At 63.5% G+C, this 14,066-nt stretch carries 10 protein-coding genes; 5 read left to right on the top strand and 5 right to left on the bottom strand.

Annotated elements, in window-relative coordinates:
- Positions 1 to 27 precede the first annotated feature (27 nt).
- A complete protein-coding gene (locus ACYQ6J_RS16640) occupies positions 28 to 2,868 on the top strand; it encodes an alpha-amylase family protein (RefSeq protein WP_460185320.1) in 2,841 nt (946 codons plus the stop codon).
- A 71-nt stretch (positions 2,869 to 2,939) separates the two neighbouring features.
- On the opposite strand, the gene ACYQ6J_RS16635 is transcribed toward ACYQ6J_RS16640, so the two are convergent.
- Positions 2,940 to 5,009, bottom strand: a complete 2,070-nt coding sequence (locus ACYQ6J_RS16635; RefSeq protein WP_460185319.1) for an alpha/beta hydrolase family protein — start codon at positions 5,007 to 5,009, stop codon at positions 2,940 to 2,942.
- Positions 5,010 to 5,256: 247 nt separating this feature from the next.
- On the opposite strand from ACYQ6J_RS16635, the gene ACYQ6J_RS16630 reads away from it, so the two are divergent.
- From ACYQ6J_RS16630 to ACYQ6J_RS16620, 3 genes are read left to right on the top strand one after another with little or no spacing between them, the layout of a single operon-like run.
- Positions 5,257 to 6,696 (top strand): HEAT repeat domain-containing protein, encoded by a 1,440-nt coding sequence (locus tag ACYQ6J_RS16630; RefSeq protein ID WP_460185318.1) that lies wholly within the window; start codon positions 5,257 to 5,259, stop codon positions 6,694 to 6,696.
- A 28-nt stretch (positions 6,697 to 6,724) separates the two neighbouring features.
- Positions 6,725 to 7,855, top strand: coding sequence for a HEAT repeat domain-containing protein (locus tag ACYQ6J_RS16625; protein ID WP_460185317.1), 1,131 nt, complete (start codon positions 6,725 to 6,727; stop codon positions 7,853 to 7,855).
- On the top strand, positions 7,852 to 9,264 hold the full coding sequence (locus tag ACYQ6J_RS16620; RefSeq protein ID WP_460185316.1) for a 3-hydroxyacyl-CoA dehydrogenase family protein: 1,413 nt from the start codon (positions 7,852 to 7,854) through the stop codon (positions 9,262 to 9,264). Before ACYQ6J_RS16625 ends, ACYQ6J_RS16620 begins: the two co-directional genes overlap by 4 nt.
- A 78-nt stretch (positions 9,265 to 9,342) precedes the next feature.
- On the opposite strand, the gene ACYQ6J_RS16615 is transcribed toward ACYQ6J_RS16620, so the two are convergent.
- The 3 genes from ACYQ6J_RS16615 to ACYQ6J_RS16605 form a co-directional block, all read right to left on the bottom strand.
- The gene (locus tag ACYQ6J_RS16615) at positions 9,343 to 10,008 is read right to left on the bottom strand and encodes a metallophosphoesterase family protein (protein ID WP_460185315.1); all 666 of its coding nucleotides are present in this window, start codon (positions 10,006 to 10,008) and stop codon (positions 9,343 to 9,345) included.
- 203 nt (positions 10,009 to 10,211) lie between these two features.
- The gene (locus ACYQ6J_RS16610; RefSeq protein ID WP_460185314.1) at positions 10,212 to 11,177 is read right to left on the bottom strand and encodes a phosphatidate cytidylyltransferase; all 966 of its coding nucleotides are present in this window, start codon (positions 11,175 to 11,177) and stop codon (positions 10,212 to 10,214) included.
- Between the two features lie 75 nt (positions 11,178 to 11,252).
- Positions 11,253 to 11,936, bottom strand: coding sequence for a lysophospholipid acyltransferase family protein (locus tag ACYQ6J_RS16605; protein ID WP_460185313.1), 684 nt, complete (start codon positions 11,934 to 11,936; stop codon positions 11,253 to 11,255).
- A 434-nt stretch (positions 11,937 to 12,370) separates the two neighbouring features.
- Here ACYQ6J_RS16605 and proB point away from each other — a divergent pair, with 434 nt between their 5' ends.
- A complete protein-coding gene (gene proB / locus ACYQ6J_RS16600) occupies positions 12,371 to 13,516 on the top strand; it encodes a glutamate 5-kinase (protein ID WP_460185312.1) in 1,146 nt (381 codons plus the stop codon).
- A gap of 37 nt (positions 13,517 to 13,553) precedes the next feature.
- Here the strand turns inward: proB and ACYQ6J_RS16595 are convergent, their stop codons facing one another.
- Positions 13,554 to 13,943 carry a PilZ domain-containing protein gene (locus tag ACYQ6J_RS16595; protein ID WP_460185311.1) on the bottom strand — a complete coding sequence of 130 codons (390 nt, stop codon included), beginning with the start codon at positions 13,941 to 13,943 and terminating at the stop codon, positions 13,554 to 13,556.
- Between the last annotated feature and the right edge of the window lie 123 nt (positions 13,944 to 14,066).

Here is a 14,066-nt window from a genome sequence, read left to right as displayed (position 1 = left end):
AACGCGACGGATGGGAGAATGTGCGACATGGACAAAAATAGGCGACTTTCGACTTGTTTCACCACGGTCATCGTGGGCCTGGTGTTGGGGTGGACCGCGTTGTGCGGCCAAGCGTATGCGGCCTCGGATGCCTATCTTATTCAAGGCCGGGAATTGGTGGTCAGCGATCGCGGAGGCGACTATCTCCGCTTTCAAATGGTCGCCTGGGGACCGAATTGGGCCTGGACGGGCATCAAGGCCGATACCCGCAAGGAAGGGGTCGCCGCGGTGAGCGACCTTTCCGCCGTGCTGGGCGGGACGGGAGTCCCGATTCGCGGCGTCCTTCGCGCGGAACCGGCGGGCGCGAAACGCCTCGCCCTGTCCGTGGAGTTGAAGGCCGAACGCGACACCGATCTCACGTTGATCGTGCTGGAGATGGCGACCGGTCGGGCCTTTCAGGGACGGCAGGGCGTCCTCCGCGGTGCGGACGGTGAAACTCGCGTGAATATCCCTTTCGGCCGCGGCGTTCTTGGTCGCGACGTCAAGGAAATGGTCTTGCGCGACGACGCCGGTCGCACGACCACGCTGCAATTTGCGTCTCCCGTCACGATTCAGGCCGACGGGGCGGCGCGGATCGTCTTGGCGGCCGACCATCTCAAGGCTTCGCAGAATCCGCGGATTGGACTGACTTTGGAATTGCCCGACGACATGACCTGGTATCCCACTACGGCCGACATCCCCGACGAACCGGGAATGGAAACGTGGTACGATTGGACGGCCGCGGGCTTGGAGGAGGGAAGCCGGATCGGACTGGAGGACTGGCTGGAAAAGCCGGCGGGAGGACGCGGACGCATTGTCCGCCGCGACGACAAGCTCTATGACGGCGATCGGCCGATCAAGCTGTGGGGCCTTAACCTGTGCTATAGCGCCTGTGCGCCGGAAAAGGAACTGGCGGAGAAGCGTGCGCGGCTCTATTCCCGTTACGGAATCAACGCCGTGCGCCTGCACAAGTTTGCGGACGGGCCCGGTTGGGCTGGCATTCAGTCCCCGGAAAGCTGCCTGGATTTCGATCCCGAAGCCTTGGATCGCATGGACTACCAGGTGGCGAAGTTCAAGGAGGCCGGCATCTTCGTCAAGCTCTCCGCGCATTTCGGGACGCCGTCCCTGGGGCCGAAGGATGTGCCATACGTGCCGTACATCGAAGAATTCGGCTCCTTTTCGGGGAAGCCGGCACGCATTCGCCCGCCGCACAGCGCCGTGCATTACTCGCCGGAGTTGCAGGACGTGCAAATCCGCCAGATTCGCCGCATTTTGGAACACCGAAACCCCTACACGGGATTGACCTACGCGGAAGATCCGGTCGTGGCTTTCATCGAGATCATCAATGAGCAAAGCATCCTCTTCTACTCCTCCATGGAACCGCTCAAGAAAAGCGCGACGTTGCGGCGGACGGTGGGCGAGCGCTTTTGCCGGTGGTTGACCGAGAAATACGGCAGCCAAGAGAAGCTGGTGGAAGCCTGGGGGAAAGCGGCCCTGGACAGTTTCTCCAATGAAATGCCCGGGATGGAAGCGGAGCGACTGGAGCGGGGAACGATCCTGCCGCTGGGAAATCCCTGGTTTTGGGACCCCGATCAGTTGGAAGGGTCGCAAGCCTTCCGCAAGCAGCGATTGCTGGACACGCTACAGTTCCTGTATGAATTGCAGTGCGAATTCTACGGGCGGTACGTCAATGCGGTGCGAGAGGCCGGTTATTCGGGCGAGTTGGTAGCGTCCAATTGGCAGGCCGGGCGGGCGTTCAGTCACTTCGCCAACCTGCATTCCGATTATTTGGTCGGTACCATCGATCGCCACAACTATTTCGGCGGCGATAAGGTGAATGCGACGATGCTGTCGCGGGCGGGGTCGGGCATGCTCAGCAGCGGCTTGCAGCAGGCGGCGGATCGCCCCTTCATGCTGTCCGAGTGGATTCACGTTTTCCCCAACGAAATGGGCGTGGAAGGACCGGCGGTCATCGGCGCCTACGGCATGGGATTGCAAGGCTGGGACGTCTCCTTCATGTTCCAGAACGGGGACGACGGGGGCTTCAGCAAGCGACTGGGACGGCAGCAATGGGACGTCACAGCCCCGCAAGTGCTCGGCGTTTTCCCCGCGGTGGCGCGGCAGGTGCTTCGCGGCGACGTGATCGAATCCGACCGCGTCGTCTCGCGCAACGTGCACATCCCCTCGCTCTTCGAGGGCAAACTGGGATTCGAGGATCGCGTGGTTCAAGGGTACGACGCGAAGGAGTTGAGCGGGAGCCAGGTGCCCGCCGAGGCCTTGGCCGCGGCGCGATGCGTCGTCACGTTTACGGACGCCTTCCGCCCGACGCCGCCGTTCGATTTCAGCCCGTATCTCCGCGACGGTGCCATCGTTGCGTCAACCGGTCGCTTGGTGTGGAGGGAAGGCGATGCGAACGGCGGCGGCTGCATCACCATCAATACCCCGGCGACCAAGGCCGCCGTCGGCTTTTTCCGGGGCGAAGTCTTCGACTTGGGCGAGGTGGTCCTTGCGCCGCGCAGTCGCTTCGGGGCCGTCTATGTCACGGCACGCGAGAGAGACGGCACGCTGACCGGTTCACGCGAACTGCTGATCACCGCGATGGCTCGCGCCCGCAACACCAACGCCAAGGTCTCCCCCGACGGAGCGCGGTTGCTGGTGCCGGGGGAAGGACCGGTCCGCATGGAACCGGTTTCTGCGGAAATCACCATCCGCCGGCAAGGCAAGATTCGCGTTCTGGTCCTGGATCAGGCGGGACAAGAGACGGGCCGGGAATTGCCCGTCGAACGCGGTCGATTCACGATCGACGGCGCCCGAGATCGAACGCCGTACTACTTGGTGGAAATCGACTGACCCGCTGGGGAATGGTTTTTTCGGCGGCGCGACTACAGTGGCGTTGGCGCCGCGAGACCGTGACGTCGGCTTCACTGTAGCGGGCGTCCCATAGCGTCCACCGGTTCGACCGTGTGCAACCGATCGCCCAGCAGGGCGGCCAGGTCGGGCAGATCGTAGAGCGCCAGCGCGCCGTGGACCGTCCCCACCAGCGGCAGTTTGTTGACGCCCAACTCGATCGCGTTCGTCCACGAGACGAAGGGTCGGACCAGCGTCACCGGGCCGAACAGATCGGGTGCGGCTACCGCGGCATGGAGCGCCGGAATACCCAGGTGGCCCACCGCGATCAACTCCGCGGCGGCGTCTTGCGGTGCATGGTTCCGCCGCAACCAACGGGCGCAAATCGTCAAATCCTCGGCCCTCATGCCCACGTACGATCGCCCGAGCAAATAGGCGACGTAGAAGTCTTGCCCGTCCGGTCCGTGGAAATCGGTCTGAAAATACCGCTGGCCGGTTCGCTGCGTCTCACCCGTGCCGCGGAGATCGACGGCCAAGACGATCTTGCCCGACCGAACGAGCAACTCGATGGCCCCGCCGGGGGCAGCGTCGGCGGCCTTGCCTTTCTCGTGGACATACAGGACCTTGCCCGTGGGCGCACCCTCCGGCACGAAGAGCAAGGCAGGCAGGACCACGCCCTCTTCGACTTGGAAAACGAGCTTTTGCACGCGGTAACCGGGCCGCTCCAGGTCGCCGCGCACATCGACCTTGGGCTCCGGCAAGTCGTCGATCGGACGGATGCCCGCCGTTTGAGCGACTTGCCGCACCAATACTTCGCGCGGCGTTTCGCTCCACAGTCGTTGCCGCCGGGCGGTCAGCGCCGCCGCCTGATCCCGGTTCAAGTCGTAGGCCGATCGCGCTCCCGGCAGTAGCATCACTTCGCCTTGCGGCGTGCATTGCAGGTCGGCCTTGTTGGGGACATCGAGGTCGTCGGGTTCGAAGACCGCCTCATCGCGCCCGGCCAACCAGCGGAGCATCCAGCGCACGGAGGCCTCGCGGAGTTGCTTGGTGAAGCCGTGTTCCTGGTCCGTTTCCGCCAACTCCATGCGTTCCGGGTAGCCTAAGCGACCATACAGCCTCTTGGCCATGCGGAAGGATGCCCAGGCGTCTTCGATATCGAAATAGTCGCGTGTGGCTGTCAGCAAGAGGGTGGGCTGCGGTGCCCGCATCATGCAGTAATCGGCGTGATCCATGCCCCAAGCTAGTTGTCCGAAGATGTTTTGCTCGGCGTCTTGGGGGCCGTTCGTTTTCAACAGTCGCCCAAACAGGCCGCAAATGTAGCAACCCGGCGCCGCCGCTTGAATACGAGGGTCCAAGGCCATCAGATAGGCGGTTTGCGTACCGCCGCCGCTGATGCCGGAACAGCCAATTTTGTCGGCGATGATCTCGGGTCGCGATTGCAGATAATCGACCGCCCGCATGGCGTCCCAGATTTCGTACCGCGCGGTATTCCATCCCAAAAGGATGCAGCCCTTGCCGACCATGTTATGGGCGGAGGTGCCCCAGAGGGTGAACTTGCCGTCGGCGTCCTGCCATTGATGCCGCTCGCCCTGGTCGATAGGATCGAAAACCAAGGCCGCCAATCCGTTCGTCGCCAAAAGCGCACCGTAACCGGCGTAGTTGGGATAGGCTTTCGCGTCGTTGGAGTGCCCGCAAGGCACCAGAACCCCGGGATACGGCGGCGGATAGCGGTCGGCATCCGGCAAAAAGAGGGCGGCGGTGACGAAGTGCCGCGGTTGGCTTTCGAAGATGATCTTCTCCACGCGATAACCGCGCCGTTGGAGCGAGCCTACGACTTGAGGGTTCAGCGGCGTCGGTTCCGGAAACCCTCCAATGCGGCTCACGAATTCCTCCTTGAGACGCCTTTGATAGTCCTGGATTGCCTCCGGCGTCGTGCGGGCCTCGTAGGCGTCTTTCCAAGCCTGTTCGGCCTGGGTGACCTGCACGAAAAGATACTGGGTCATCATTTCGCCCGGCGGGCCGAAATCTTCCTTTTCGGCCAATACGCGATAGGGATCCTCCTCCGCGGCAGCGGGCGGCGGCGTTGGAACGACGCAAAGCGCGGCCAAGACGAGCACGACGCAACCGGCGCTGGGGTGTTTCATGGCGGATTCTCCCAGGCTAAGGGACCAAAAGACGCACGCGCAAACGCCCTACGGCGACCGAGTCGTCTCGCTTGCCGCCGGGGTGCCCAAGTGTTGAAGGGAAGTTTACCGCCCTGGAACGTCACGATCAATCAAAAGCTGCGATGTGGTTGAGGTTTAGCTTGACATGCCGATTCGGTCGAGAGTAGCCTAAAAGGTGGTTTCTCGTCCCCTTTCGTCGGTCCGTTTGGCAACGGAAATGAAGAACATGCTATATCTGTTGGGCGCTATCTTCTCGATCTTCCCGGCTCGTCGCGGCGTCGCGGTTTTGTTGATGGGGACCGCGACATTAGGGGCGGCATTGTGGACCTGGGGCATGGTCGCGGCGCAACCGCCGGGTCCGCCGCCGGGACCGGGCGCACCGCCGCCGGGGGGCGCACCGCCGGGCGGCGTTCCGAACATCCCCGGACTTCCCCCGATCCCCGGCACCACGCCGGAGGTGCCCGAGCCGAAACCCATTCCCCCGACAGTGCCCAATTACCTTGAGCTGACGGTGGATGAATCCTTGGCGGCCCAGCGCCAGAACGTACAAAGGATGCTCCGTGACGGCAACTTCAACGCGGTCTCCAACGGACAGCAGGTCTTCCGCGACTATTACGTCAACTACTTTCTTCCTAGCTGGACGCAATCGGCTAACCGCCCCAAGTTGCAACAGTTGCGGACGCAGCTCACGAACTCGGAATTGGGGAACATGGGCCGGGCGGGCGGTCCGCCGCACGATCTCTTGGTGCAACTCGCCGTCCAGACGTTGACCGATTACGTCAAGAACGATCAACTCGATCCGGCGGTGCGAGTGACGGCGATGCTGGCGATTGGTGAATTGAACGATCGCGAGCGGGGCGTCGGCAGTTCCCAGCCTCCGGCGCCGTGCGCTGCCGCTTTGCCCGTCCTCATCGAAGCGCTCACCGACGCCCAGCAAAGCGACGCCGTGAAACTGGCCGCCCTGGTGGGATTGGAGCGGCACTGCGTGGTCGGCATTGCCGACGCGAACGTCCTGAATTCGCAGGTCATCCCGTTGCTGTTGAGCATGGCGCAAGAGAAGAATCCGCCGGCGGGACGCGAGCCTGAGGTACACGCCTGGTTCCGTGCTCGCGCGATCGGCATCTTGGGAGGAATGCAGGCCTTGGGCGCCAATGCGCAAGTCGTGCAGGCTTTGGCGGGCATGGTGGGCGACGCCGCGGAACCCGTTCGCGTGCGATTGGCCGCGGCTCAAGCCTTGGGTGGATTGAACCTGGCCTCCGCCCAGGGCGCGGACTTTGCCGGGATGGCTCAGGCGCTGGGTAAGATGGTGCTCGATTTGTGCGTGGCCGATGTGCAGGCCTCACTGGCCGGGAGCGCTAATAAACTGTCGTCGCGGAAAATCGCGTCGTATGTGTACTCGGCCCAGACGGGCTTGCGTGCCGTGCGGAGCGCTGTGAGCGGACAACCCGTGGAACAAGCCGCCGGGAAGCTCTCCACGGCGCTGGACGGCGTGACCAAGGCGCTGAACGACGCGGCCAACGCCCGGGATCCCAACGCCGACTTGCTCCAGCGATTGCCGCAAGCCTTGGGTACGCTGAGCACGGCGGTGCAGGGTCTGCAACCGGCGGCACCCGCCGCCCCGGCTGCGACCGGGGCTCCCGCGACCGCGGCAGCGCCCGCCGGGTAAACCCAAGCCGGGAAGGACGACCGGACGCATGGACGCGGAATCTCCCTGCAATCGACGAACCGTCGCGACGTCGTTCGCGCGGCAACTCTCGTGGGCCGTCAGGCGGCAGGTGCTGCCGGCGAAAAAAGGGTTCGTACTCCGGCGGTCGCTCTTGCCGCTCGCGGTTCTCTGCTGCGTCTGCGGTTGTTCCAGCCTGCCCTCGATCGGCGAACCCCGTCAGACCGCGTCCTCCAATCGACCGTCACCGCCCGAATCAACGCAAGAGGTGATGCCGGAAAGCGATCCCCGAAACGGCGAAGGGGTGGGAACGGCCTCGAAATCGAAGTCGGGCGAAGTGCCTCCCCGGTTGGACGACGGGGGCGGCACGGTTGACCCGGCGAAAGAACGAATCGTAACCGATGAAAAGGTCGCTCGGGTGGAAGAATCGTCACGCGAAAGCCTGGCCGGCGCGTTGAAGAGTTTGCGCTCCGCGGACCGCATCGCAGCGCTGGAGCGAATCGATGGCGCGGATCCCGAGTTGGAGGCGGCGGTCCGTGCGGCGCTGACGGATACCGACTTGGCCGTGCGGTTGGCGGCCGTGGCCGCCTTGGGCCGAATCCACACACCGACCGCGCGGGACGAACTGCGGCGCTTAGCCGAGGCGGAGGGGGAAGCCTTTCGCGCGGCGGCGGCCAAGGCCCTGGTAATGGCGGGCGACATGGACGCGCTGCGCCGTGCCGCGAGCGACCGCTCGCCCTATGTTCGTCTTCACGCTGCCCGGCTTTTAGCGGAAGTCCAACCCTCGGACCGACCGGACGACCAGGTCGGGGCGGCGGCGTGGCGTCTGTTGCAGGATCCCGGCGGCGACATCCAAGTGGAGGTGATTCGTTCCGTTTCGCGCTGGCCGTGGCGGCAGGCCGCTCCGCTCTTTCTGCAAGGCCTGGCGTCACAAGTGTTCGCCGCGCGCAAATTGTCGCATGAGCGACTCTCCGAGCGGTGGCCTCCCGCACGCGACTTTCCCTGGCAAGCCGCTCCCGCCGAAAACGCAGCGCTCTTGGATGCGCTGCGAGAGGAGTTCGCCAAGGCTTATCCTCTGGGCGGCGATCGTGAGGCGACACGCGTCGAGGCGGTTCCGCCCGACCCCGTGCCGAGGGCCGCTTCGCCGGAGCGGCAGCCATGACCGCCGTCTGGAAACTCCTGTTGGACGACTCCCATCCGGGTCTGCCCGACTCGGCGGAATACGTCCGCGAACTGCGGCGATATTGCACGCGAAGCAGCACGGCACGGGAAACCGGCCAACCGACCAACGACCTGCCTTCATTCGCGATAAGCTCTCCGGCGAGCGTTCCGGCGTTTGGGCATGCGGACGCGGGGAAAACGGCGGGGCGGACCGGTATCGTCGGGGCCGGGCTGATGGGGTGTACCATTGCCGCTTTGTTCTTGCGATCCGGTCACCATGTGACCCTGCAAGACGTGCAATCGGAGGCCCTGCAAGCGGCGCCCGATCGGATTGCGCAAGATAGCTTGGCGGCGGGAGTCGCGGAATCCGATCTCGAAGTCTTACTCCCCCGACTGCGTCTGAGCGAAACGATCGCCGATCTCCGAGACTGCGATTTCGTGCTGGAGTGCGTGGTGGAGGATGAAGCCGTCAAACGCGACCTCCTGGCGCGACTGGAGGCCGTCTTGAATCGGGAGGCTGTGCTGGCCAGCAACACCTCAAGCATAGCGCTGGCGACCCTGGCCGCCGGCTTGACGAGGCCGGATCGCTTTCTGGGGCTGCACTTTCTTCATCCGGTGCGGGATCGCATGCTGGTGGAGGTGGTTCGAGCACCCGCCACCGCGCCGGAGGTCTTGGATGCGGCGCGGCGCCGGATCACGGGATTGGGCCGCCTGCCCCTGGAGGTGAACGACGGACCGGGCTTCGTCGTGAATCGGCTTCTTTTTCCGTTCCTCAGCGAGGCGCTGCAAGTGCTTCGGCAGGGACTATTGCCGCACCAGGTCGATGCCGCCGTCGAGCGCTGCGGCTGGGTCGGCGGACCCTGCAAGATCATGGACGAAATCGGCATCGATACCACGTTTCGAGTCGGTCGCGTGCTGTGGCAGGCCTTCCCCGATCGCGTGGCCCCGTCGCCGATCCTCGTTACCTTGCTCAAGCGAAAACGGCTAGGCCGAAAATGCGGGAGCGGATTCTACGGCTATGCCGGCACGACCGCGTGGACCACGCCTCCGCAACGAGATGAAACGTGCGAGGATTGGATTCGCGCTTGGTGGGAGATCGAGGCCGAATCGCGACCGCCGAGCGAGGACATCGTGCGCCGCGTCATCCTGGGCATGATGCTGGAGGGCTTTCGCCTGCCGGCCGACGGGGTGGTCGATGATCTGCGGAGCGTGGACGCGGCGGCGGTGTTTGGGCTGGGCTTTCCTCAGCGGTGGGGCGGTCCCTGCCGATTGGCGCAGGCCATGGGGGCGACGACGCTGTTCGAGGACTTGGCGGAATTGGCAACGTTCAGCCCCTTCTTCGCGATCAATGAAAGGACGGAACGCGTGATCCGCCGCGTCGTGCATCGCGAGGAGAGCGACTTCGACTGAGCCGATCGCGGCGGCAGCGGTCCGCGGGACGCATCGAGGGGTTCGACGATCGAGCGATGCTACGCAGTCTCCGAATCGTCACGGGCGCAAACGCCCCTCTTGGTCGGCCTGCCAGACCGTTCCCTCTTGAACCTCGAGCGCGGTCAGCCACCCTCCCCCGTAGCACCACGTGTCGATGCACTTGAGATAGCCGAGATCGAGGATTTCGCCGTCTTTTTGTGCCGTATGGCCGACCACGGCGACCTTGCCCGACATGTGGGGACCGGGGGTCCGCTGACGCAGCGATTCCCAGCGGAGTTCCAAAGCACGATGCTCGGGCAGCGGCAGGCCGGGCCAATAGTTGCCGTGGACGAAGAAGTGATGCTCCGTCTCGAAGTAGTCCCGGCAGCGTTCCAAGAAGGCGACGTGCGAAGGGGGAATTTGCGAAGGCCGGGCGCAACCGTAAGAGGCCAGCGTCGCCGTCCCGCCGTAGCTCAACCAGTTTTCGAAGAACTCCGTCCGCCCGTGGGCGATGTCCAGCATCATTTCGTCATGATTGCCCAGGATCGGCACCAATCGGCAATGCCGTTCCAAGGCGAGGAGCATTTCGAGGACGCCCTTGCTGTCCGGCCCGCGATCCACGTAATCGCCCAGCGTCACGATGGTGTCCTCGGGCTGAGGACGCACGGCGTTCAGCAGCGCGGCCAGCGATTGCGAATAGCCGTGGATGTCGCCGATGGCAATGATACGGGCGGAAGCGGTCATGCGAGAGTCGTTTCAGTCGTGAGGGCAACCGGGGTTCGGGTGCCGCACCGTTGGTTGTTCTGTTTCGAAATGGCAGCGGCGCCGGGCGTCCCGATCCCTGCTTCGGGACCGCGCCGTCGCTTGGAGGCGATAGGTGTCTCCTATTGGCAACTTAGGTCCGTTTCGACCGGGTATTCGAGAATCCCGGTGATTACGGGCAATGCCTATCCCGCGACGTACGGGAAATAGTGAAAGTAAATCTTGGTGAGATGGAAGAAGACCGGGGCCGCAAAGCAGAGCGAATCCAGTCGGTCGAGTACGCCGGAGTGCCCTTCCACGAGCGTGCCGTAGTCCTTGACGCCGCGATCGCGTTTGATGGCCGACATGGTGATTCCGCCCGCAAACCCGGCCAACGCCACGGCCAAGGCCATCCCGGCGGCGACCCAACCCGAGGCGAAGGGCGTGGCCCAACTCAACAGCGCTCCCATCAACGTCACGCTGGCCGCTCCGCCCAAAAGCCCTTCCCAGGTCCGTGCGGGATTGATGTTGGGCACGATGTAATGGCGACTGGGCAATTGCGACCAGGCGAATTGGAGCGCGTCGTTCAGTTGCGTGATCAGCACGAAGAAAAACAGCAGGCGAATGTTGGGGGAATAACCGTTGGGATCCAGCGGCAAGGCGGTCAATAGGGCGGGCGTGTAGCTGAGGCAGTACACGCAGATCATCAGTCCGATCTGGATCTTGGCGGTCCGCTCCAAGAATTGCACGGGATCGTTGGAGAGGGCGATCCGCGCATGCAGGAACAGCATGGCATAAACGGGAATCAGAATGGCGAACAACTCGTATTGAGCGAAGGCCACCAGCATGTATTGGGCGGGGGTCGCGAGGACGAAGACCCAGAACAGCGCGCGATGGTCGCCCGGTCGAGTCGGTGCGATGGTGATGAACTCGCGGAGCGTCCAAAACGAGATCAAGAAGAACAGCACGACGGTGGCGGTCTTGCCGATCATCAAGGCCCCCGCCAACCCGGCCAGCAGCAACCACCATGCCCGCAACCGACTGGAGATGTTCTCCAGCAGGGCCGGATTGAGTCGGTCGGGAAGCCTGCGCCGCAGCAGATTGACCACCACCGTGGCGATGATCAAAAGCGCGACGACTCCCCCCATCAAACCCCAGGCTACGGCATCCATATTCTGCTCGAAGGTCGGCGAAGACCGCTGGAAGACGAAGACGCGAAGACCGCCGAGGCGGACGCTCGCCTTTGATTATAAATCACGCAAGCGAACCACGGCGGCGCGGGCCCGTTCCAAAAAAGCCTGCTTGTGTTCGCCCTGCTCCAGCCACATGGGCGGGCCGAAGGTGATTCGGGTCAAAAGCGGCACCGGCAAGAACTCTCCCCGCGGCAGGATGCGGTTCATGTTGTCCAAGTAAACGGGTATCAACTCCAAGTCTGGGCGGCGGCGAGCGAGGTGATAGAGTCCGCTCTTGAACTCGCCGACGTCCTCTCCCGACGATCGCCCCCCCTCCGGAAACAAGATCAGGGAATAGCGATCGCCCACCGCTTTCAGAATCTCATGGATGGGCGTTTGGTGAACCTTGATGTCTTGCCGGTCGATCAGGAGGGCATTGAAAACCTTTTCGGAGAGGTAGCGCCGAATCGGTCCCGCCGCCCAATAGTCCTTGGCCGCCACCGGTCGCGTCACCGCTCGCACCGCCATCGGCAACGACGACCAAATCACCACCGCGTCCAAGTGACTGGTGTGATTGGCGAAATAGATGCGTTGGCAGGTATCGGGCTGACAGTCAACCCAGCGGACACTGGCGCCGCTCAGCAACTGTGCGATCTGAGCCAAAAGAATCCGCAAAAGGTGGGGGATCATGTCCCGCGCCGCAGAAAAAATAGGAACCGCGGCGACTTCGTGGGCGAAGGCCGCAGTTGGTGAATCCATGTCGAAAGCGTCCCGTCTTTGTCCATGTTACCCCCCCGTGCGTGGTGAGCAAACCCCCGGACATCGCTTGAAATCTTCCCATCGCGTGGAGATGCACTGCGGTGCGGCGCGGTTTCCCGTCGTCGGCAAACCGGCGGACAAAGCGCAAAACCGATTCGGCGGTGATCTCGCCGTAGTAATGGGCAGCGCGGCGGACCTCGCATTGTCGGCAAAAAAATGAAGGGCTAGGATGAGGGATTGCGAGGGTGCGGCGTGCATCGGTCAGGCCGTCTGCGACGGGCGGGGATCATACGGCGGCGATTCGGTCCCCCTCGTGTGCCAAGCCAAAGGGACCGTCGGCTTACCCGGCGCCGACGACGTTCGCGTGGGGGTGTTTTCGGCTCCGAGAGACGGACTCGACGCGCGTTTCCCGTTCAGTCACGGCGGTGTCTTCCATGATGATCGATTTGGTGCGTCGCGAGATTGCCGGTGAGGCAAATCTAATCGTGGTGAAGGTGGGCACGCGGGTCGTGACCCATTCCGACGGTCGTCTGAACGAAGAGCGGATCGCCGCATTGGCGGAAGAGTTGCACGACATACGGCAGTCGGGACGGAAGGTGGTCTTGGTCAGCTCGGGCGCCGTGGGTGCCGGCATGGGAAGGCTGGGTTTGAAGCAGCGACCCAGCGATTTGGCCGAACTTCAGGCTGTTGCGTCCATCGGACAGAGTCTTCTCGTGGAGGCTTACGACGAACAGTTCCGGCGCTTCGGCGACGTCGCTGCGCAGATTCTCCTTACCGCCGACGTGATCGAGAACCGCATCAGCTACCTCAACGCGCGCAACACCTTGATGACGTTGCTGCATCGGTACGACGCCGTCCCCGTCATCAACGAGAACGACACCGTGGCGGTCGAGGAGTTGCGCATGACCTTCGGCGACAACGATCGCTTGGCGGCCTTGGTGACGACGCTGCTGGGCGCCCCGTTGCTGGTGTTGCTCTCGGATGTGGAGGGACTGTACGACGGCGATCCGCGCGATCCGCAATCGCAATTGATCCCGCTCGTCCGCAGATTCGACGACGACGTGTTCCAATTGGTCCGCGATCGCAAGACCGGTCTGAGCAAAGGCGGTATGGAGAGCAAGTTGCGGGCGGCGCGATTGGTGGCCACCGCCGGCGGCAGCGTCATCATCGCGGCGGGGCGGCAACCGGGGGCCTTGCGCAAGATCATCCGCGGGGAAACCGTCGGCACGCTCTTTTTCCCGCAGGGAGAAACGGTGGGGGCTAGAAAACGCTGGTTCGGGCTGAGCATTCAACCGCGAGGGCACGTGGTCGTGGATGCCGGCGCCCGGCAGGCGATCGAGAGTCGGGGTACCAGTCTCCTGCCCATCGGAGTGACCGACGTGGTCGGCTCCTTCCAGAAGGGCGATTTGGTGGCCCTGCGGGATCCGCAAGGCGTGGAGTTCGCGCGGGGCGTGAGCAACTACTCGGCGGACGAGGTGCGCCGCATCAAAGGTCTGCGAACCAAGCAGATCGCCCAAATCCTCGGATGGTTGCCCTACGAAGAGATCATCCACCGGAACAATCTATTCGTGTCCCGCTGATGCCGTTTCGCCGGGCGCGCTCCGCCGCTTTTCGTCGTTACTCCTCGTCTTCGAGTTGGACGCGAGATTGCACCTTCTTGAGCAGGCGGCATCCCACCAGAAAGCGGCCCGTCGCGTCCTCCGGCATAGGCTGCACGTGAACGACCTCTCCGGCCACAAAATCATGGCGATCGCCCGTTCTGATCAGCACAATGAACCGTTCAAAGGATGGTTCGTAGTCGAGGTAAAAGGAAAGCCCGTTCCGCGAGAGGTCCTTGCACTTTACGGGAAAAAATCGTGCTGCGCCGGGGACCACATCGCCCCGATAGGGGCATATCTTTTGAACGACCGGATAGTTGAAGCGCTCGTGCTTGCGACGCTGCTCAGGCGTGGGATGCGAGACTTGCGGTTGTTCGGAGTTCTGGGTTTCGATAACGGGTGACCCCATGACTGCCCTCTCGACTGGGAACGCTTGGGAAGGCGACGGTGTCGGCTGACGTCCGACCGGTTTCCGTACACAAGTTTACGCCATGCCCGCCGCTTCGGCCGACGTAGCCCTTTCGATGCGGTT

The organism is Thermopirellula anaerolimosa (genome assembly GCF_054657335.1).
Note: the sequence above shows the minus strand (reverse complement) of the source record. Positions and strands in the feature narration are given on the sequence as shown.